The sequence below is a fragment of the Candidatus Protochlamydia naegleriophila genome, assembly GCF_001499655.1.
GTDB classification, from domain to species: Bacteria; Chlamydiota; Chlamydiia; order Chlamydiales; family Parachlamydiaceae; genus Protochlamydia; species Protochlamydia naegleriophila.
In genome coordinates this window covers 2,242,587-2,264,290 of record NZ_LN879502.1, presented here as the reverse complement: position 1 = coordinate 2,264,290, position 21,704 = coordinate 2,242,587, and the positions used below count along the sequence as shown (strand labels likewise).

Sequence of the window (21,704 nt, the reverse complement as noted above, 5' to 3'; positions counted from 1 at the left end):
GTAGTCTATAAATAAGGCTATTCTATGGCAATAAGGGCTAAATGGGAGACTTGATTGATTAGAGTGTCCCGTTTGGTCCTTTTTTCTATGTTGTCGTTTTGGGGCAAATGGCAAAAACGCGGGCTGGAAATCCAGACGAGCGGGCAGGTTTGGGAAAGGAGCAAATGACGATGGCTCCTTTGGGTGGGCAGCGATCTAAATTCGTTAGCAGCTCGATTTGGTAGTGGTTGAGATTGAGAATGTAGCGTTCGCAAGCCCATTCGGTATCTCTTGCGTTATAGCCGGGATCTGGATCGATTGTCTCGTGTCCAGTAGCTGTGATAAGGCATTCTTCGTATAGGTAGGAAAGAGCTCCTAAACTCCATCCTGGAGTATGTGGAACACCCGTTTCATCGCAGTTGTGCATGGCTGCATTATTGGGCCAGCGTTTGCTCCAGTCTGTTCGCAGCGCCACAAAGGCTCCGCTTGGAATTTTACCGTACTCGTCTTCCCAAGTTAACAGATCGTTGACGTTGACAGCATAGTCTGGATTTTTTTTCACTTTGTCATGGATGTCGATGACGACTAATGGAAGAATCATTTCTTCAATAGGTATCTGACAAACTGTGCGCTGCCCTTGGCAGAAGTGTGCAGGAGCATCGACATGCGTTCCCCATTGACCTTCAAAGGAAAAGCGTTGGACCCAAATTCCATGTTCTTTGTGCAGGCTGACATCTTTGACTTCAAAGGGAACTGCAGTCTCAAAGTGGGGGCTATCGGCATCGAAGGCATGGGTCAAATCGACAAAAGTTCCCTCGTTTAGCTTCTGAAGGAGCGGCCAAAAAGAGGTGCTGGTTTCGAAAGATGAATGAGCTGTCATCAAGTCCTCCGTTAAAATCTTGATTAACTTGATCTTGAATGACAAAGGACTTTTAGCGCAATACATTAGAAGGAACTCAAAGAGTTCCTTCTTTTATGCTGTCTACTTGTATTTTTCGCCTTCAACAATCATTTTTTGATAACCTTCATTGATTAAACTGTACCAGATGATGGCCAGTGCGATGCGTGTATTGCGGGCCCCTAATCCTTGGTAGGAAGAAAGCCACTGTGTTTTTGGAACCCCTAATTTAGCTTGAGTATTCCATGTATCGAATGGATGAGAGCAGGTTCCACCTAACACTCCAGCCATGCCGCCGCCCAAAATGGTAGCGATCAATTGGTTTTCTATCCCTATCTCTTGAAATTTTTTCTTGAAATAAGGGGAAAAAGTGCCGTAAGAAGCAGTGAAAAAGGCTTCGCGTATGGCTGTATGTCCCAAACCTTTTGTGAACATTCTCCAATTTTGCATCTTCCATAAATGGGCAATGGTAGAGCTATAGGTAGGCTTTGATTCCCGATTCTTAATGGCTTCAGCTACCCTTCGGTTTTGGTGCATCATGATCATTTCACTGCAACTCAAGGGAGAGGTCAAAATGCCTGTCGCAATTGAAGTGAAAAGATCTTGCGTGAACGTCAGGGATTGTTGATTGCCGTGTGCAGTCTGAATCCTTCTCAAATAGTCAAGCGTAAACATATTTGCTCCCGCAACGCAGGCTTGACCCGTTGCATTGGCTCCGGCTCCCGCCCACAATTTCTTGAAAAATTCTCTATTGAACTTCAACGCATGCGATGTTCCCATGTTTGCTTGAAGCTCATTTTTAACGGTCACGAAGGGCTGATCTAAATACACCTCAACGACGCCAGAGAATATTCCTTTGCCAAGCTCTCGATAAGGATTGTTGCCAATAAGAGTGACCATCCACTGCAAGTAGGGGCGGTTTTGATTGTCTTTAGAAGAGGATGATGGAATGTGGGGGCTATTACCATTTGCTGAGCCGACCGGGGACGAATTCATAAAAATCTCCGTGATTATATAAATATTTTTAATCCAGCAACTGATTCGACAATGTTTCAATTCATATCCAAATGGATATAGACTAAAAAAAAATCAAATAACTAGTATCAGATTTTTTTAGATAAGGGAAAGAATAAAAGAAAAAACGAGAATAAAAGAAGAAAAAGAAAAGATAGAGTGGGCATCAACCTGAGGGAAAGCCTCAGAGACAGCAAAGCAATTGTCTTGCATGTGGCACCTGCTAAAGCGGTTTTGGCTAGTTCAACAATGTGTGGATAACGGCTATCTACCCTTTGTTTGACATCCTATTAAGTGTATTGAAGCCGCAATACACAAGCCTATACTTAAAACTCTCAAAGAAGACTAGCGAATGATGGAAATAGTGTCAATGATGGAAATAATTTAAAGTCTTATTGTTTTGATTAGTGATTTTTTATTTATTGAAATTAATATTTGTATGCAATAAAATGATTTAATTGTTATTTAATAATCTTTAATTTTTAATAAAAGGAATAAAAATGGAATATAATCCGGAACCGATTATGCCACCTGCTCGTCCCTTTATGGAGCGCTATGTGGGATCTGTGATCCACCATCCTGTCAGTCAATTTGTTACGGCTACTGTGGTAGAGTTAGTTAAAATTGTAGCAGCTAAAATGTTTTTGGAGATTTTGCTGGAGAGGGCGTTGGGTCAGGCAAAAATGCCTGTGAAAGCTGTTTGGACAATCGCTGTAGCAGCGCCTGTTATTGAAGAGATTATTTTTCGAGGTGTCCTTCAACGAGGAGTTGGTTTAGTTCAAAAGGGGTGGAATCATTTTGTTACTCAAAGAGAATTGAGTCAAGAGGAATTAGCCGTTCAAAGGACTTGGCGTATTCAGATCACCGCCATTGTTTTTGCCGCTGCCCATTTAATGAATCCTCATTCGAGTACGGCCGCTAAGTTGACGCAGTTTACTTGGTGTTACGTAGGAGGCGTGGCTTATGGTTATTTGAGCGATAAGTACAAGACTCTTTCTGTTTCAATTTTAGCGCATGGATTCAATAATATGTTAGCTCTTTGTATAGCAACCTATGCTGATCCAAGAGTCACCCTCGTATGTCTAGCGGCCGTTGTGATCAATCCAATTGCATCCTATACCTTGGGTAAGCCGGAGTGGGTGCAAAACACGGCAACGAGCATAAGGGAATTCAGCAATGTTTGCCTTAGCATGCCTTACCGTGTCTTCAACAGCCTTAACTTAGTCCGTACGCCGGTCCCAGAAATGGTTTAAGATGAGGCCTCCCAGCGTTTGGGAGGCTTTAGATGATGATCGATTTTTTCTTTCTTTATCCCATCTACCCACAGTTCTCCAGGCGCTCACTTTGGGTAGGGGGGGATAAAAAACAATAAGAGCCTGGAGAGCAGCTGATTGCTTATTCAGTTCTACGAAGCATATAACAACTGGCTTAGCAAAACACAATACACTGGAAGCTCTTCTTGGATTGCTTTAGGAGATCTAAATAGTACAGAATTATATATTGCTTAATTATAATGAGATACGTAAATTAGCTTTACTTTTTATGTCTTTACTAGCTAACGGGTTGCGGGTGGGTTTTACGGCTAGTAAGCCAAAGCAGCCTTCTAACAGCAATACGAACCTATGCTATGGAGAGGGGAATAAATTAAGATCTAAGGAGGGATAAGAAGCATGCATTCCTTATCCCTTGAAGAGTAATCGAGGACTATTTAGTTATACGACCTTTTTTAGGAATGATCTTTTTCAATCCTTTTGTCTTCGTTGGCGCGGTTTCTTTTTTTACTTTTGGCATGATTCGCTTGGTTTTTGGCTTTTCGGGCTTAGCTGCTTTGACAGCTGCTTTAGCGGCCTTAGCTGGCGCCTTTGCTTTCGGTTTAGCTGCTTTAGCTTTCTTTGATTTTTTGTCGCTGAAGTCGTCATCAAAGTCATCATCGTCATCGTCATCATCGTCGTTAAAGCTGTTATCCATCGCATAAGGATTCTTTTCAGACGAAGGTTCAGGCTCTAACCAGCGGCTGGAAAGAGAGCGCAACGAGGCCAATTTTTGGCTGAATGAGGCATCTGTGTCAAAAGATTGACGGCGGCTTGCAAGCAGGTCTTCTTCCGAATCAAACTTAGACGAGAAGGCTGAGAAATGAGAAGCTTGAAGGTCTGGTGTGAAAAGGAATGGGCGGACCGTTGGTGGAACAGTTGTAAAAATATCTATCGTGACTTGTGGTTCAATATCTGGCTTTGCCGCTTGCTTGGGTGGACGACCGCGCTTTGGACGGGGATTTAATGCTTCGTTAGAATAATAAGTCTTCGCCTTAGCAAACAGGTTTTTACGTGCTGTCAAGATGTCTTTGCCAACTTTTGTTTGGAAAAGAGAATGCTTGAGCTTTTCGACCAATGGACGAGGCAAATCTAAGTCTTCTTCGAAGACGAAGTGGAAGTGATTGAGCCGCAGCCATTCAATGATGCGAATGCGTGAGCGTTCTTGATAAAACTGCTGCCATTTTTCTTGCTCGGCGTGGTGATCGTAAATAAATTCTAAAAAGTTTTCACGTGCTTCTTTGGATTGAATAATGTCTAACAATTTTTCTTTGGTATCGATGTCGTACACTTTTTCATTCACAAACCCTTCCATGATTTTTTTTGTCTCATAGAAAGAAAGCTTGGGAATCTGGCAATAGCGGTCAGCATTTTGTTCCAACTCTTCTTGCAAGGCATCTAATTCGGCTTGGGGTTTATCGAGATCAATGTAAATCAAAAAGCCTTCTAAGCGATCGATGTAAAAATCTCTTTCATCGTCGGATTTTGCAAATGCTTCCATTAAACGATGGCAACGGAGAATGAGGGGATTTTGGGCCTCTTGCTTCATTTTATTGGCACACATGTATAGTTACATCCTCAAGTAGTCATAAAGGTTGAATAGAAATGTTCACCTTATCAAAAAAAATCTTAATGCCGATAGGAATTTCTATCGCTTTGACAGGCAATTGTCGGAAAAGATTAATTAGACTTCTTTCGAAACTTTATTTGCTTGCTAAACTTCACCCATGATGAATGCCTAGACCCTATGCAGGCCAATGCTTCATCAATAAATCTGTTCAAAAATCTGTGTCAAAGCAAAACACATTTCGAAAAAGGTCTATTGTTCGAAATGGACTAAAGAATGGGTTATCTTGGCTTCTGGCCATTCCTTGTCTATTGAGCTTTCGATTGTATCGAATAGGTTGAGTTACAAGCAACCGAAAAACCAAATTTTCAAGGGATTTATGGATAGAGGTCGACTTCCCCTTGAAAGATTTTAACTGCGGGTCCTGTCATGGTCACATCTGTAAACTGCCCGTTTTGAAAGGAAAAATGAATATCTAGGCAGTCGCCTGAACGGGTCTGCATCCTTAACGGTCCCTGTAGCTTAAATTGGTGGGCGGCTGCCAGCGCAGCTGCGGTGGCCCCCGTTCCACAAGCCAGCGTTTCGTCCTCGACGCCTCTTTCAAAAGTGCGAATGGCAAAAGTCATTTCGTCTAGCTGCTTGACAACTGAAAAATTTGTTCCTTTTGGGCTCCAATAGGGATGATGGCGGATGAAGGGTCCCAGTTGCTTGAGATTGGCTTCTATATCTGAAACGAAAAGAATGGCGTGGGGCACACCCGTATCGAGGGAGTGTATTCGAAGACTAGTTGATTCATGATCGATTGGAACATTCCACTGTAGATGTGTTGGAGAACCCATCTCAATGCGCACGTCTTGACCAATCACCCATGCCTTTAACAGGCGTTGCATGGTTTCGATGCTATAAACTGTTTGGGAAAAGCCCAAAGACTGCATCCAATGCACGAGGCAGCGGATTCCATTTCCGCACATTTCTGCTTCGCTTCCATCAGCGTTAAAAATGCGCATGCGGGCATGAGCTTGAGTAGATAATTCTAACAAGATGACCCCATCTGCGCCGATTCCCCATTGGCGATGGCATAATTTTTGAAAAAGCCGTGGGGATTTTGGAAAATCCCCGCGACGATTATCAAAAAGAATAAAGTCATTGCCGCAGCCAGCGTATTTGGCAAATAACCAGCGCATGGATCTTAAGCGGCAGGCTGGATATCTTCAAATGAATTGACGACGCGGTCTAATAAGCCGAATTCCAAGGCTTCTTTAGCCGTCATCCATGTGTCACGGTCAATGGCTTTTTCGATTGTTGCGAAGTCTTTACCTGTTGCTTCCACGTAAATTTCGATGAGGCCATTGCGCGTTTTCAGCATCTCTCTTGCTTGAATCTCTAAGTCTGTTGCTTGCCCTTTAATCACACCTGACAGTAAGGGTTGGTGGATCATGATCCTTGAGTGAGGGGTCGCAAAGCGGCGGCCAGGTGCTGCGCACAAACTTAAAATCGATCCCATTGAAGCTGCTAAGCCAGTCACAAGCGTTGTAACAGGCGATGTGATCATCTTGACTTGGTCCCAGATGGCAAAACCAGAATCAACGGCACCGCCTGGACTGTTAATGACGAATAAGATGGGCTTACCGGGATCTGTCAGTTCCAAGTACCATAATTTGCGAATAATCTCATTCGCAGTGTGACTATCGACTGCGTCGGAAATAAAAATGCGTCGGGCTTCTAAAAGCGAATGTTCAATTCGATCGGCCATTTTTGAGGGAATCGTACTTTTATTATCATGTCTGGGCATGGAAATCTCCCGAGTAAAAACTCTGTCTATTTTCAGGTTGTTAACCTAAATTTCAGGCGTTTGGCCCAAAACTCAGGCGGTTTTAGAGAATTTTATTCTATGTCTTTTGCTTTCCTTTTTCAAGCTCTAAGAGGGGGGCTTTAATGTTTCCCTTAGAGTATACCTGCAAATATGATTAGGCTGCTTTGCTGCTAAAAACCGTCTAGAAAGCCCTTAAATTTCAATTTCAGGATAAAGAGGGAAGCGACTCAATAAGTTTTTAACGCGCGAGCGGGCCTGATCCATGATTGCAGAATCGGTAATGATCGAGGCTTTGCTTGGCTGTCCTGTTTTTTGGACGACTCCAGCCTTGGTGTTTGACAAGACTGAGAAAATGATTGAAGCGATTTCTTTCATCTCTTCTTTGCCCATTCCAAGTGTTGTCAATGCAGGGGTGCCCAGGCGTATTCCCGAGGTGTACCAAGGGCCTTGAATGTCATTGGGGATGGCATTTCGATTGACCGTGACATACGCTTCGCGAAGGGCTGTTTCTGCCTGTCTGCCGGTTAAGCCAAATTTGGATAGATCTAAAATCATCAGGTGATTCTCTGTTCCGCCAGTCACTAGACGGACGCCTTCTTGAAGGAAGCAATCGGCCAAGAATTGAGCATTATCGACGATTTGCCTAGCATACGTTTTAAACTCTGGCCTATTAGCTTCTTTGAAAGCAACGGCTTTGGCTGCCATCACATGCGGCAATGGACCGCCGAGCACAACAGGGCAGCCTTTGTTGATGGCTTCACTGTATTCTTGCTGGCAAAGCACAAATCCACCTCGAGGTCCTCTCAGCGTCTTATGGGTGGTCGATGTGACAACGTGAGCGTAAGGAATAGGGTTAAACTCGCCTTGAAAGACCTGGCCTGCGACAAGGCCGGCAAAGTGGGCCATGTCGACGAGCAAGACGGCGCCTACGCTGTCTGCAATTTCGCGCATTTTTGCAAAGTTTAAGCGGCGTGGGTGAGCTGAATAGCCTGCCATTAAGATGGTTGGCTTTTCCAGCTGTACCTGCTTGGCTAGAGCCGCGTAGTCGAGGAGTTCCGTCTTTGGATCGACATCATAAGCTACTGAGCGGAGCATTTTAGACGAAATGTTGTGGCGATAACCGTGAGTAAGGTGTCCGCCCGAATTGAGCGACATGCCCATCATTTTTTGGTTAACTAGAAGTTGGCGTACGCTCTCGTATTCTTCTGGCGTCAACTCATCCAATGTTTTCTTGCCGAGTTTTTCAATTTCGGGATTTTGAATTTTATGCAGTAAAATTGCCCACAAAGCGACGAGATTGGCGTCAGCACCTGAATGGGGTTGAACATACGCATGGTCGCATCCAAAGAGCTGGATGAGCTCTTGGGCTGCAGCCTCTTCAACGGCATCGACATTGTCGCAACCAGCATAAAAACGGTGGCGCGGATATCCTTCGGCATATTTGTCGGTCAATAGGTTGCCCATGGCTAGTTGCACGGCCAGCGATGAAAAGTTCTCGGATGCAATCAGCTTGAGGTGGGAGCGCTCATCTCGCAGCTCCTGGATAATGCTGGCCGACACAGAAGGGGAGGTTTTTTCGATATGGTCAAGCGCGGCTAAATAAGCGATGGCAGCGGAATGCTGCTCATTTTCTGGTTTGGATGTTAAGTAATTTTTTAGACGAGACATGATGAAACCCTCCTTCCTGGCAAACAGTGAAGGTTATTGTGTCTAACCTGCGGGTTTTGTGCAAGTCATACCACCAATCACTGGATTTTTCTTTCTAGCTACGCTCATCTGCACGAGTCGAATAAAAAAATTCTAAATAAGGAGAAGCTTGAGTTGCGAAAACGTGTTTGGAAAGCACCAACTTCTAGTGATTGTGGCGAGCTGTGTTGAAAACGAGAATTAGGGATGAATAAATAGAGAGCGTTTTCAACACAGTGTGACTAGGCGATTAGTGAAAATGAGGAGTGTAAATGACCGACGATCCGCAATTGATCAAATGGTTTTCTCCGCTTTCATAGTCGGCATCATTGATTAAGACTTTGAACTCGCACTGCGAAAATTGGGCTTCCGTCTCCCAAACCCATTCGTCTGCTTTCACATTTTTTAAGGGCTGTCCTTTTTCCCAGCTTAAATGGGCCCCTTTGCCCCGAATGTATAACTGGTTATTGAAACCTACATCATACTTGATGATGATGCGCGTTTTGCTATGAGGCTTGCGCTGTAATGTATGAGAGCAATGGTCGTTGCAAGCATGTGGACTCTTTGAGTGGCTTACTTTGGCTGGCTGCTGGGTAGGTGCTTTGGCCAAAGCATAAGAGTCTGATTGGGAAGCTTGAGCTGTCGTTTTTGAAATTTTAGTCATTTTTGGTGTGTTTTTAGGAGAATCTTTTTTGGTTAACATGATAGACCTCAGGGGTAACTGGTTTAAAATGCTTACTATAATCTGAACGCTTGGTTACTATAGCGAAGTGGCTCCAAAGATTGGATTTTTGACTTCGTCAAAACTTTCTGAGGGAACGGCTTAGGAATAAAAAAACGGTCGTTTACCAATTAATGTTTTTGCAGTCCAAAGCCAAACTATGAAGTCACTTCTGTAGAGGTGTTGACAAGCTTTAAATGGCTAGATTGTGTCAATCTAGACGATTTCACGTTTGTCAATACCACTCATGTATTGACATGTGACGAAATCTGTGTCAACAAAAAACTTGGGCTTACTAGATACTTCTGGAGAACTTAAAAAGGAAAGGTTTGGGCTTGGAGAAGAGGAGAATAGAGCCAGAAATTTTTTAGCAAAAGTTTGAGGAGATCTTCTAAGGATATTTTAATTGAATATTAACCCCCAACAAGATATGGTATTTATATCATTTATAATTTAGCGGCATTACTTGCTGCTTTCTTTTTTTTCATAAACCCTTTTTAATGAGATAGCTCAAGCGTTCAATTTAACCTGTTAATCCATCTCTTCGTTTAATTAGTGACGGTTTTAGCCCTCTTGTCAGTGATGCAAAGGAGATGTATTATACACAAAACACCCGAAATTTGGCTTTCGGACAAACGCTGAAGCTCCTGAATTTAAACGATCGTAACGATTCCTATATAAGTCGTATAGCATCCATTACGATTGTTTAATTGCAAAGCCTGAAGCAGCCGAAAATTAATTTTCAGGCGTTTTGTGTATAAAACAGATGAGAGAATCTCACCTTTACCTTAAGGAAAAACTATGCTAGATGCCCTTAAAGTGATTTTAGAAATACAAGAATTAGATATGAAGATGATTCAGTTGATGCATTTGAAAAGACAAAGGCAGAAAGAATTAGATCATATCAATCATAGCAAAGAATCCCTTCGTCACCGCGTGACCGATAAAGAAACCGAAATTTTGGAAATGAAAAAGATGATTCGCTTGACAGAAGGCGAACATGCTGAAGTCTTGGCGAAGATTAAAAAATTGGAATCTCAGCAGAATGCCATTAAGAAAGTCGACGAATACAATGCCATTACCCATGAAATTTCTGGTGCTGACCGCGAACGCGTTGCTAAAGAACAGCGTTTAAGTGATTTATACGATAAATTAGCGGCTGAAGAAGATATGCTCAAGAGCTTGAATGAAGCCTCAGACACGACAGTAGACAGCTCTAAGGTTGTTGAGACAGAAATTCACGAAAGCATTCATCAGATCAATGAAGAAGGAAAAGTTCTTAAGGCTGAGCGCGATGAATTGGTTGAACAAGCCGATTCAGAAGTATTTCAAATCTACGAGCGCCTTTTACGCAATAAGAAAGATCGTGTTGTAGTGCCTTTAGAAAGTCGCTGTTGCAGCGGGTGCCATATTATGTTGACAGCGCAGCATGAGAACCTTGTGCGCAAAGGTGAGCGCTTGGTTTTCTGTGAACATTGTTCTCGCATCCATTACTGGCAAGAAAGCAAGGCTTTAGAAGATACAGTTGTGGCAACGAAGCAGCGCCGCCGTCGTACGACTAAATCGGCTTAATTCGCACATTCCATACAAGTCAACCAATGCAATTATTGGTTGACTGTTCGTCAAAAATTCGCGTTGTCTGGGAAGAGAGGTAATCGCTGCCCTTCTGCAAGGAAGGGGAGAGGAAAGTCTGGACTTCACAGGAGAGGATACCAGTGAAAGACTGGGGGTCGTAAGGCTACGGAAAGTGCAACAGAAAATATTCCGTTGCCAAGAACTTTGTTCTTGGCAAACAGGGTGAAATGCATCGTTTTATGAGCGATGCCTGATTTGAGGAGACTCAAACGGTGGCAAACCCTATCCGAAGCAAGGCCAACAAGGGCGTTTTCTGACTCCGCAGAGCCCTTAAGAGTCGCTTGAGGATGTCGGTGACGGCATCCCTAGATGAATGATTACTAAGCTAACATTTGTTAGCTGACAGGATCCGGCTTAAAATCTTCCCAGACTTTTTTTAATCCACTTCGATCAAGGGTTTGTTATTAAAGGAAAATAAGCGTTCTTTTCGTTTAGTTTTGGTTAGATCTAAGGTTAAGGGAGCTAATTTTGTAAACGTCAGTTTTCTATTCATTCGCAGATGTACTTGTGCAAATAGATGGTCGCAAAGAGAGGGGCAAAAAGAGAGATTGAGAGACCGAAGAGTGCGACTGAACCCGGCCTCCAACAAGCAAGAGGCGGTTATGTCGGTACTTTGCAAGTTCAAGTCAATCAGCTCTGTCATGTTTGAAAAGGCTTGAGCTAGATTTTGTTCATTCAATTGTTTGCAATTCTGCAAAGAGAGCTCTTTAAGATACTTCCTAAAACCTATGTTGATTAAGCTTGAGCCATTGATCTCTGTATTATTCATGGTGAGTTTGTTTAGATGCATAAGCTGGCTCAGCGAGGGGGATAGGAAATCTTCATTTAATTGCCAGCAATGATCTAAATCTAATTCAAGTAGCGTGCGATTAAATCTGCTTTTAATAAAGCATGAGGCAGTTATTGCCGTACTGGCAAGTCTGAGAGTTATTAGGTTCTGGAACTGACTAAAAGATTGATCTAAAAATTCCTCATTGAGATGCCTGCAACGCATTAAGTAAAGCTTTTGAAGTGCTGGTTTAAAACCTGTGTTGACTAGGCAGTCGCCCGTTATGAATGTATCGCCTAAGTCTAGCTCGGTAAGTGTTGTGAATGATTTAAAAGCCTGCATCAGTTGATTTTCATCTAAGTGCTTGCAACTTTGCAGATAGATCTTTCGAATCGATTCTTTAAAACCTGCTTGTGTCAAACAAATGGCTGTTAGCGCAGTTGATGCAAAATTAATCTCTGTAATGTGTGCATAGTCCTTAAAGGCTTGCAAAAGAAGAGTCTCGTTTAATCGGCTGCAATGAGAGAAGTTTAGGTGAAGAATGCTTTGATTAAAACCCGCTCGTACTAAGCAAGCCCCCGTTATTCTGGTATGGCCTAATGAAATCATCCCAAGACTTCTGTATTGCACAAAGGCTTTGCTAAGTACGTCTTCGTTCAATCGAAAGCAGCGACTAAGATTCAGTTTTTGAAGGGTTAGCGTAAAACCTGCGTTTTTGAGACAAGATCCGCATAGTTCTGTTTGCGAAAGATCGAGCTCTGTAAGCGCCTTCATCTTCGATAAGGCTTTAACAAGGGCTTTTTCAGACAGATTTATGCATCGATGCAGATTAAGCTCTTGCAGATGCGCAAAAGATGGGCTTTTAAGCCCGCGGCCGGTAATAGGTGTGCCTGATAGGTCTAGCTTAGTTAGCTTTGGAAAGGCTTTTAGGAGCATTTCCAGTTGGCCATCATCCAGGCTGGAATTTGACAAGTAGAGGGCTTTCATGAGAAGAGAGATGTTAACCGCTGTCAATAGCTTCAGCTCATGCGAGAGATTTTTTGTTACTAGCGCCTTGACTAATCGCTGGCTAATGGCTTGATAACAAGCTTCTTTTAATTCATTTGTAAAGTGTCCGAGAAGGCATTCATCTGCTTCTAAAAAATCCTTTAATAGGCTTAAATCGTCTGTTTCTATGAGTTTTTCTTTTAGGGCTTTGGCAAAAGTTTCTTCCAGTTTGGGGCAGAGAAGCGCTTTGGCAAGATCGAACATCTTCCAGAGCGATGCATCCGCGGCATCAGAAAAGCCAGCCAAGAAGTCGCTAAATTCATCGGCATTGAATCCTAGGTTTAGCAAGCTTAGATCGATGACGAGTTCTTCTTCTTCAATCTCTTCGGATAAATCTTTGATGTAGCCGGAATGACGAGTCAAGCGATTGTATTCTTTTTCATTCAAATCGATTAGCTGATCTTGGAACTGAATGGATCGATAGGTTTTGAAATCTGCTATCTCAACTTTTTTCAATAGAGAAGCAATTGGAGCGGCTGGCATACATTCTCTAATCAGCTCGTTCACTTCTTGGATCTTGCTTGCTTGTTCTGAATCACCTTGATCTAATAAGCGAATAATCTTTAACGAGAGATCTCTTTTTAGCCACTCCTCCTCTTTCTGCGAAGACTCAAGACAATGTAAACACTGCGATCTTAAGATCGAAGACTGATTTAAAAAAAGCTTTGCCACAATTCTATGTTGCAAACTACCTTGTAAGACTTCAACCATTTCTTGTCGAAAAGAAGGCTGTGATTGCAAATGATATGTCGATCCAAATTCTGCAATAGGCATTCTAAACCTAAAAAATGCTTATTCTCAGGAAAAGAATGTATTGTTGGAAAGTATTTTCTTGAGAATTCCGGTTGGAAGCTACTCTTTTGCTTATTAAATATAATCATCATTTGATTTCTATAGACATGTATAGAGCTGTTTTTAGGCGAGTGATCGTAAAAGCAAGGAAATAAAAAAATTATTTATTTGCTTTTTGAAAATGGCTCGAATGGCAAAGGGTTATGAGTTGGCGGCAGAAGAGATTGCTTTGATCATTTTGCCGTTCCTTTTTGCAGGCTGTCATGGAAGAGTTTTAATCCAGATCCCTTCGATTGATCCCTTCAAAAAACTCTCTCCTTAAATTGGCATTGATTCCAAACTGGCCTCTCAAGACATTGGTGATTGTATGGCTGCATTCATCTTGAATGCCTCTTGCGATGACACAAGAATGCCGGGCAGTGATTGAGACTGCCACATTATCTGTATTCAAAAGAAGGGCTAGGGAGTCTGCTATCTGAGCTGTCAGCCTTTCCTGTACTTGCGGGCGCCTAGCAAAATAGCGCACGATGCGGGGGATTTTAGATAAGCCGATTAATTCGCTTTCTGGAACATAGGCGACATAGGCAAAGCCGGTCATGGGAACGAAGTGATGTTCACAAAAGCTTGTAAAGCCAACTTTTACAAAAACCATATTAGCTTTATGTTCATGATGAAGCTCATCCTTAAAGAAGCTGATAGAGGGGAAGTTTTTCTCATCTAACCCTGAAAAGACCTCTTCAACATACATTTTGGCAATTCGGTAAGGTGTGCGAGTGAGCGAGTCATCTTCGATATCGAGCCCAAGCGTTTCTAGAATGTCTTTGAAACGATCTGCGATCAAATCGATTTTTTCTTCGTTCGTTAGCTGTTTTTTTGGTTTGCGGATAGGCGAGGGAAAATTCGTGACAGCAGGTGAGGGGGCTTTCTTCTTGCTCGGTGCTTTACTTTGCGTTGTTTTTTTTGTCATGATGAACCTGCTACTGCTTAAATCTTTTTTGCCTATTAATTTCGCTGGCCGCGATTGCAAAGGCGTTGGCCACATTCAAGGAATTTTTTCTTCCTCTCAATGGAATTTCTATCAGATAATCAGCCAAGGCTAAGGTTGTATCTGAGCAACCATATTCTTCATTGCCAACGACTAGAGTAAAAGTTGCTGGGAAAATAAACTCGTTCAGTGAAATGGCTTCATCAGACGTTTCTAGAGCAATGATGGGGCGCCTTAAGGCCTCTAGTTCGATGTTTTGATGGCATGTTACCCATTGGTGGGTCCCCATGGAGACATCTTGCACCTGCTTGTTGTTGGTGAAAGGTGTTTGCGAAGAAAAATATAAACTGCCCAATGCAAAAGCCTCTACTGTCCGAATGATGCTACCGACATTGTGTGCTGATCGCAGCTGATCCAGGTAAATGGCAATGGGCCATACCTCTTCTCCTTGCGGCCGATCATTTGTTTTCACGGTGGGCAAGAAGTCGTGCTCTTTTTTAAAAACCCTGGCTTGCTTGAGATGGCAGTGGTAGCAATTGGCAAGTGTTTTGGCCGATAGTTCGTTTAAAGGAGGTAGGCACATCCAATTCAGTAATTGATTATAGGCGGCTAATCCTTCTTGGATTGAGCCGCCTTGAAGACCTAGTTCATACAAGCTGCGAACGATTTCGGCGCATTTCTTGTGCTGTCTTTCTAAAGGAAAGCTTAAGAATTTTCTTTGCGTAAAATCATGCATGCAGGTGCTACTAGGAATTTTTGCGAGCTAAATACTCTTCCAAATTCCCTTCAAAGAAATGAATGCCATCGGCTTCGAAGGCAATAATCTTATTGGCAACTGTTGAAATGAGATCGCGGTCGTGGCTAGCTACGACGACTGTTCCTTTGTATTCTGCCAGACCCCATCCGAGAGCTGATACGGCTTCGAGATCTAGGTGATTGTTTGGCTCGTCTAAAATAATTAAATTATGCTCAGACAGCAGCATTCCAGCTAAAATTAGTCTTGCCGTTTCGCCACCTGACAGAGTTGCTACAGGTTTAAAGGCATCATCACCGCCAAATAGGAGTTTGCCCATGACGCTGCGAATATCTTGGTCATAAATGCCGGGACGGCGCTCTTTTAGCCAATCGAAAGCAGTTTTTGATCCTTTTTTCTCAACGGTATCGGTATGATCTTGCGGAAAATAGCTGATGAGTGCCTGGTGGCCAAGTTCAACGAGCCCAGAATCCGGAGCTAGGACTTGCGCTAACATTTTTAAGAGGGTTGTCTTGCCGCGGCCGTTATTTCCGATGACGCCTATTTTATCGCCTCTTGCCAATTCCATGGAGAAATTTTTGATGACATTCTCGCCTTCGTAGCCTTTGCTGACCTCTTCGACCTTTAGTAAGATTTTACCTGGCGCTTTTTCGCTTGGGATGAAGCGAATATAGGGACGCTGAATGTTCGACTTTTTGAGGTCTTGCGGCTGCAAACGCTCAATTTCTCTCAAGCGTGATTGCACTTGGCTTGCGCGGGTTCCCGCTCCAAAGCGAGCTACAAATTCACGCAGCTGCGCAATTTTCTTCTCTTTTGACTTCGCATCAGCATCGGCTCTGTCACGCACCGATGTTTTAGCAACAACCATTTCGTCGTAATTACCTGGATAAATGATGATGGTTTCGTAATCGATGTCGGCAATATGAGTTGTCACAGAGTTCAGGAAGTGGCGGTCGTGGCTTATGACGATCATGGTCCCTTTGTAATTGTGGAGGAATTTCTCCAGCCAGCCGATAGATTCTAAGTCGAGGTGGTTGGTTGGTTCGTCCAAAAGAAGGGCTTGCGGCTCTCCAAATAACGCTTGGCAGAGTAAGACGCGGAATTGAATATCAGTCGGTATAGCGTGCATTGTTTCATGGAAATACTCTTGAGGAATACCCATACCAGACAATAGCTCTTCTGCATTCGCTTCGGCAGAATAGCCATCTTCCTCAGCGACAATGCCTTCTAATTCTCCTAAACGCATGCCTACATCATCAGACATTTCAACTTCATATAAGCTATCGCGTTCTTTAAGCGCTTCCCACAGGCGTTTATTACCCATGATGACTGTATCGACAACTTTCTCATTTTTAAATGCTTCAATGTTCTGACGCAAAATACCGACGCGATCAGGTAATGTCACAGTTCCCGAGGTCTGCTCTTCCATTCCCATAATAATTTTCAGAAGTGTCGTCTTTCCGGCACCATTAGGTCCTGTTAAACCATAGCGATTGCCTGCGTTAAATGTAATCGTAACATCATCAAAAAGAATGCGACTGCCAAAGCTTTTTGAAATTTTAGAAAGAGTAATCATAAATTTGAGCCTTAAACAAAGTTATTGAGGGCAGAATAACAAAATTGATTGGAAAAAACAAGGCTAATTTCCCAGCTTGTCGCTCTAAAAGCATTCATTCAAAATTCAAATCAAAAAACGGTGAAATGCTGTTTTGATAAGTTTAATTACTTGATGTAAAAAAAAGATTGCGCGAATCTTTCGATTAGCCTCAAAGTAGAAAGTCTTTGCAAATAGTAAAACTACCGGTATGATGTATAAATTTCTTTTTATTTTTTTTCTCAGTTTATGTTTTTTTTCTAAAGTATTCGCTGAATCGGAGCCTGTGTTCACTGAGTTGAATTTTGGCGCGCTTATCGATCGCAGCTGCTGCAAAAAAATAAAAAGAGGGCCGCCTGGACCAAGAGGACCAAGAGGATACCCAGGTCCTCCAGGCCCTGCTGGTGTGCCAGGATCTATGGGGTTACCCGGAGCAACAGGAGCTACTGGCCCAACGGGTGCGACAGGTGTTGATGGAGCAACAGGCGCTACTGGTCCCACGGGCGCGACAGGGGCTACGGGTATTACAGGAGCAACAGGAGCAACAGGAGCTACTGGCCCCACGGGCGCTACAGGAGCGACAGGTGTTGATGGAGCAATAGGAGCTACTGGTCCCACGGGCGCTACAGGAGCGACAGGTGTTGATGGAGCAATAGGAGCTACTGGTCCCACAGGCGCGACGGGGGCAACAGGTATTACAGGAGCAACAGGAGCTACTGGCCCAACGGGCGCTACAGGAGCGACAGGTGTTGATGGAGCAATAGGAGCTACTGGTCCCACAGGCGCGACGGGGGCAACAGGTATTACAGGAGCAACAGGAGCTACTGGCCCAACGGGTGCGACAGGTGTTGATGGAGCAACAGGCGCTACTGGTCCCACGGGCGCGACAGGGGCTACGGGTATTACAGGAGCAACAGGAGCTACTGGCCCCACGGGCGCTACAGGAGCGACAGGTGTTGATGGAGCAATAGGAGCTACTGGTCCCACAGGCGCGACGGGGGCAACAGGTATTACAGGAGCAACAGGAGCTACTGGCCCAACGGGCGCTACAGGAGCGACGGGTGTTGCGGGAGTGACAGGTGCTACTGGCCCAACGGGCGCGACAGGGGCAACAGGTATTACAGGAGCAACAGGTGCTACTGGTCCAACTGGCGCGACAGGGGCTACAGGTATTACAGGAGCAACAGGTGCTACTGGTCCAACGGGCGCGACAGGGGCTACAGGTATTACAGGAGCAACAGGCGCTACTGGTCCAACGGGCGCGACAGGGGCTACAGGTATTACAGGAGCAACAGGCGCTACTGGTCCAACGGGCGCGACAGGGGCTACGGGTATTACAGGAGCAACAGGCGCTACTGGTCCAACGGGCGCGACAGGAGCGACAGGTGTTGCGGGAGTGACAGGTGCTACTGGCCCCACGGGCGCGACAGGTGCGACGGGTATTACAGGAGCAACAGGCGCTACTGGTCCCACGGGCGCTACAGGAGCGACAGGTGTTACGGGAGTGACAGGTGCTACTGGCCCAACGGGCGCGACAGGGGCTACGGGTATTACAGGAGCAACAGGCGCTACTGGCCCAACGGGCGCGACAGGGGCTACGGGTATTACAGGAGCAACAGGCGCTACTGGTCCAACGGGCGCGACAGGAGCGACAGGTGTTGCGGGAGTGACAGGTGCTACTGGCCCCACGGGCGCGACAGGTGCGACGGGTATTACAGGAGCCACAGGAACTACTGGTCCCACAGGCGCGACAGGGGCTACGGGTATTACAGGAGCAACAGGCGCTACTGGTCCCACGGGCGCTACAGGAGCGACAGGTGTTACGGGAGTGACAGGTGCTACTGGCCCAACGGGCGCGACAGGGGCTACGGGTATTACAGGAGCAACAGGCGCTACTGGTCCCACGGGCGCGACAGGGGCTACGGGTATTACAGGAGCAACAGGCGCTACTGGTCCAACGGGCGCTACAGGAGCGACAGGTGTTGCGGGAGTGACAGGTGCAACTGGTCCAACAGGAACAGGTGGTTCTACGAATGCTGCGTTTTTGTATATACAAGGTACGCCTAATCCTCCAGCTGTGCAAGGTTATAGGATACTATCAGTGACCTCATCACCTCCAGCTGCACCATCAGATGCGACACTTCAGTTTATCTCAGGAACTTATGCATCTCCAAGCTCTGGTATAACAATTGGCACTCTCACTTCCTCGGGGGCAACTTATAACCCGGCTATTGCTAATCAAATCACTCTAGCACCGGGAAAGTATTTATTTACTTATGCGGTTTCATTAAGTGGACAAAGTAATTTTGCTTTAACGACTGACATTTCCAGTGCGACTGCTGCTATAAATAATATTATTCCGGGAAGTCATTTGGGAACTAATCAAAATCTAAGCTTTGCTCCACTCTCTATATTGATACAAGTAGTCTCGACAACAAATGTTTATCTTGTTAATTATAATTTGAATCCCGTTCTTTTGGGAACGGGGGGTAATAACACCCCAGCCGGTGTTCCATTTTCGATGGCTTACATGAATATTGTGTCCGTGAATTAAACTTCAAACCCTATTTGGGAAGGAGGGACTATGTTGGCACTTAAGAAAGTCTATGTATTATTAGTGATGTTGTCTTTTTGTATTTTTCCAAATCTCACTTATGCGTATGTAACGAATGTACAAACCGTGATGGATTCAAATGGAAATACTCTCGCAATTTGGCAAGATGAATTAAATACTGGCTATTTTTATCTTTTTGCTTCAGTTTTACCCGCTGGAGGAACGTGGTCAACTCCCGTTAATATTTCATCTGCGGGAGGCCTGAATGCCACTCTTCCTAAAATGGCTATTAATAGTTCAGGTAATGCCATTGTGATTTGGACAGCTTACAATAGCTCTGTTGGTTATAACAGTCTATATGGAGCTTCCTTAACAGGTCTTACAACCTGGTCCTCGGCTGTTCAAGTTTCCGAAGATGAGGAAAATGTGTTTGAAAATTCGGTTGTAAGACTTTCTGACGGTGATGATATGGTGATAACATGGGTAAGTTATTCTTATCTCACTTTTGAGTCAGTCATCAGAAGTGCTGCAGCGACTTTTGGAACTTGGCCAACTCCTGAAACGATTAGTCCTTAAATTCTTCTCTTATTAGATGGTTTGAATTCCAAAGTTCAAACCATTTAATGCTTTTTCGAATATCGATCTATCAATTTAATTCCTTCTTTTTTCTTGAGAGAGTATTGGATTGGAATGGTGTATGCGGAATGAATCAAGCTAAAAAATACTTAATTGTCAATTCATCCAAAGCTTTTTATATGCCAAAAAATGAGAGGTACTTGAATGGGATTTACGATCCAGCCAGTCGATTTACTTTCTAGACCATCCTTTAAACCTGTCAAACTGATTCCATGTCAAAGTAAAGAAACATGGCTTGACAAGCATATAGAATGGCTGCGATCTCAGGAAAGCCGTTTGCAAACAATCAAATCAGTTTGTTTGGTTGTCTTAGAAATATTAGCGTTGACTCTATCTCTTATTGGGGTTGTGCCATTGATATGGGGCATTCGAGCCTGGCAAAAACAAGAAAATAAGGCAAAATTTTTTAAAATGGCCGAGCAAGCCAGGCGTCCTTTACCCGAACCTATTTCCATTAAAACCAGCCGCTCTACTTTTAATCATATTCATGATTTTGCTATTGAAGGTGGAATCATTTGGTGTCGCTTGCACAATAACATCGAAGGTGAGTGGAGGCCGATTTATTTTGATGGTTATCCTGATGAAATTCCTGAAGCCATTGCAAGCGATGGAGCTAATTTAATCGTGGTAGACCAGAATAGGTATGTCCACTACAAAAAAGTTTTAAGAGAATTTCGATATGACGAAATTAATGAAGTGAATCGACATCGCATTGAAAATGGCAATGTTGATCTCGCTCAAGACCCTTATATTGCCATCGATAAAGCGGAACGTGCCAACTGGAAAGATAAGTGGTGTTCACTTCCGTATTGGAACGCTCATTTTTTTGTGAACCTTTTAACTGGAAAACGTTTGAAATTGCCTAATTGGATCAAAAGTTGGGCTATTTCTCATCGTGGACTATACAACAACCATATCGACGATCGTCTTCATCAGCAACATCGAACTGATGGAGGGACAACCACTCTTTATGGGCTGCATCAAAATGGACGTGATATTTTTGAGTATGATCCATGGTCACCGCAACTAGCCCAAATGAGTCTCGCGCTTCCAGAAAGCGCAAATAAAATTTTTGAGGCAGACGAGATCTGTGCAAGTTCATCAACGATCATGACGATAGGGTATGAGCGGATAAGAGGGGAAGACAGGGGACTGTTACAGGTTTTAACGTGGATGGCAGATCTCGATACGACCGGATGGAACCCTTTCTTTAAGTACAATTACTCTGCTCAACCAGAGCCAAACGCATGGGCGATCCCGTTTCCAGCTTGGCAAACTCATCCAATAGAACTGGACGAGCACTCTTTTATCACGAAAGAGATGAGCATTTTGCAGACTGGGGAAGGGAATAATGCTCGCGAATTGCGCATTGTAGGAGTTAAGCAAGGGCAGGCTGGTATCTATTATAAAAAAATTAACGAGCCTGAGTGGAGCTTTATTGCTAACCTGGCAGGTGAGCGAGTAGCTGTTCAAGAAGCGGTTCCAGGCTTCAAAGTTTTTGACACCCCTTTTGAAACGACGGTGCATGACTATCGGGCGAGCCGGATGAGTTTTGAGGCTCAGCCAGATGCTCCTCTTTCTTCTCATTTATATGGATTTGGCAAGCGTTCCATACAATCACGCTTGGAGCTAGTGGTGCGAGAAAATGTCTATTCCTTGGATCTTTTCAGAAAGAAGACGCTCTTGAATTTTTTTGGAGTTGGTGGTGATAGCTTTGAGCTTGTTGTGCCAGATGAACTTTTGGAGCAAGAAGAGATTAGGCAATTATTTGGCGGGCAAAAAGTGATAAAGGTTGATATGCGCGAGTCTGAAGGAAGGGTTGAAATGACTTCAAAAGGGAATGTCTTCTTTAAATTGGCATTTGAGGAATGGACAGGCTGAGAGATCATAACAACATTAAATCCTAAGATTCGCACGCAAAGACGGGAGGCTCTTGCCAGATTCTTGCAA

At 44.0% G+C, this 21,704-nt stretch carries 16 protein-coding genes and 1 other RNA gene; 6 read left to right on the top strand and 11 right to left on the bottom strand.

Annotated elements, in window-relative coordinates:
• Positions 1-85: 85 nt before the first annotated feature.
• Positions 86-859: a cyclase family protein gene (locus tag PNK_RS09550; protein WP_059062420.1), complete on the bottom strand. Its 774-nt coding sequence runs from the start codon at positions 857-859 to the stop codon at positions 86-88.
• Between the two features lie 102 nt (positions 860-961).
• Entirely contained in the window at positions 962-1,873 is a 912-nt protein-coding gene (locus PNK_RS09545; protein ID WP_059061735.1) for a hypothetical protein, read from the bottom strand.
• Positions 1,874-2,391: 518 nt separating this feature from the next.
• Between PNK_RS09545 and PNK_RS09540 the strand changes: the two genes are divergently transcribed.
• On the top strand, positions 2,392-3,144 hold the full coding sequence (locus tag PNK_RS09540; protein WP_059061733.1) for a CPBP family intramembrane glutamic endopeptidase: 753 nt from the start codon (positions 2,392-2,394) through the stop codon (positions 3,142-3,144).
• A 451-nt stretch (positions 3,145-3,595) separates the two neighbouring features.
• On the opposite strand, the gene PNK_RS09535 is transcribed toward PNK_RS09540, so the two are convergent.
• The 5 genes from PNK_RS09535 to PNK_RS09515 all read right to left on the bottom strand — a co-directional run bounded on the left by PNK_RS09535 (position 3,596) and on the right by PNK_RS09515 (position 8,970).
• Entirely contained in the window at positions 3,596-4,765 is a 1,170-nt protein-coding gene (locus PNK_RS09535) for a UPF0158 family protein (protein ID WP_059061730.1), read from the bottom strand.
• Between the two features lie 380 nt (positions 4,766-5,145).
• Positions 5,146-5,952, bottom strand: coding sequence for a diaminopimelate epimerase (dapF, locus tag PNK_RS09530; protein ID WP_059061728.1), 807 nt, complete (start codon positions 5,950-5,952; stop codon positions 5,146-5,148).
• Between the two features lie 5 nt (positions 5,953-5,957).
• On the bottom strand, positions 5,958-6,560 hold the full coding sequence (locus PNK_RS09525) for an ATP-dependent Clp protease proteolytic subunit (RefSeq protein ID WP_059061726.1): 603 nt from the start codon (positions 6,558-6,560) through the stop codon (positions 5,958-5,960).
• A 213-nt stretch (positions 6,561-6,773) separates the two neighbouring features.
• Complete coding sequence (locus tag PNK_RS09520; RefSeq protein WP_059061725.1) at positions 6,774-8,249, bottom strand: glycine hydroxymethyltransferase; 1,476 nt, start codon at positions 8,247-8,249, stop codon at positions 6,774-6,776.
• A gap of 268 nt (positions 8,250-8,517) precedes the next feature.
• Entirely contained in the window at positions 8,518-8,970 is a 453-nt protein-coding gene (locus PNK_RS09515; protein ID WP_059061723.1) for a CBM20 domain-containing protein, read from the bottom strand.
• 819 nt (positions 8,971-9,789) lie between these two features.
• Here PNK_RS09515 and cdsZ point away from each other — a divergent pair.
• Both cdsZ and rnpB read left to right on the top strand, forming a co-directional pair.
• Positions 9,790-10,560, top strand: coding sequence for a zinc ribbon domain regulatory protein CdsZ (cdsZ, locus tag PNK_RS09510; RefSeq protein WP_032123946.1), 771 nt, complete (start codon positions 9,790-9,792; stop codon positions 10,558-10,560).
• A gap of 67 nt (positions 10,561-10,627) precedes the next feature.
• An RNA gene (gene rnpB / locus PNK_RS12210) (RNase P RNA component class A) lies at positions 10,628-10,996 on the top strand.
• 3 nt (positions 10,997-10,999) lie between these two features.
• Here rnpB and PNK_RS09505 read toward each other — a convergent pair.
• The 4 genes from PNK_RS09505 to PNK_RS09490 all read right to left on the bottom strand — a co-directional run bounded on the left by PNK_RS09505 (position 11,000) and on the right by PNK_RS09490 (position 16,546).
• The gene (locus PNK_RS09505) at positions 11,000-13,213 is read right to left on the bottom strand and encodes a leucine-rich repeat domain-containing protein (protein ID WP_059061721.1); all 2,214 of its coding nucleotides are present in this window, start codon (positions 13,211-13,213) and stop codon (positions 11,000-11,002) included.
• 292 nt (positions 13,214-13,505) lie between these two features.
• Positions 13,506-14,198, bottom strand: coding sequence for a GTP cyclohydrolase I FolE (folE, locus tag PNK_RS09500; RefSeq protein ID WP_059061719.1), 693 nt, complete (start codon positions 14,196-14,198; stop codon positions 13,506-13,508).
• A gap of 10 nt (positions 14,199-14,208) precedes the next feature.
• Positions 14,209-14,952 (bottom strand): TrmH family RNA methyltransferase, encoded by a 744-nt coding sequence (locus PNK_RS09495; RefSeq protein WP_059061717.1) that lies wholly within the window; start codon positions 14,950-14,952, stop codon positions 14,209-14,211.
• A gap of 10 nt (positions 14,953-14,962) precedes the next feature.
• Positions 14,963-16,546, bottom strand: coding sequence for an ABC-F family ATP-binding cassette domain-containing protein (locus PNK_RS09490; protein ID WP_059061716.1), 1,584 nt, complete (start codon positions 16,544-16,546; stop codon positions 14,963-14,965).
• A gap of 304 nt (positions 16,547-16,850) precedes the next feature.
• Between PNK_RS09490 and PNK_RS13785 the strand changes: the two genes are divergently transcribed.
• The 3 genes from PNK_RS13785 (at position 16,851) to PNK_RS09475 (ending at position 21,635) form a co-directional block, all read left to right on the top strand.
• The gene (locus PNK_RS13785) at positions 16,851-19,118 is read left to right on the top strand and encodes a beta strand repeat-containing protein (RefSeq protein ID WP_269446515.1); all 2,268 of its coding nucleotides are present in this window, start codon (positions 16,851-16,853) and stop codon (positions 19,116-19,118) included.
• A gap of 30 nt (positions 19,119-19,148) precedes the next feature.
• Complete coding sequence (locus PNK_RS09480; RefSeq protein ID WP_032123952.1) at positions 19,149-19,694, top strand: hypothetical protein; 546 nt, start codon at positions 19,149-19,151, stop codon at positions 19,692-19,694.
• Between the two features lie 204 nt (positions 19,695-19,898).
• Positions 19,899-21,635 (top strand): hypothetical protein, encoded by a 1,737-nt coding sequence (locus PNK_RS09475; RefSeq protein ID WP_059061714.1) that lies wholly within the window; start codon positions 19,899-19,901, stop codon positions 21,633-21,635.
• Positions 21,636-21,704 lie beyond the last annotated feature (69 nt).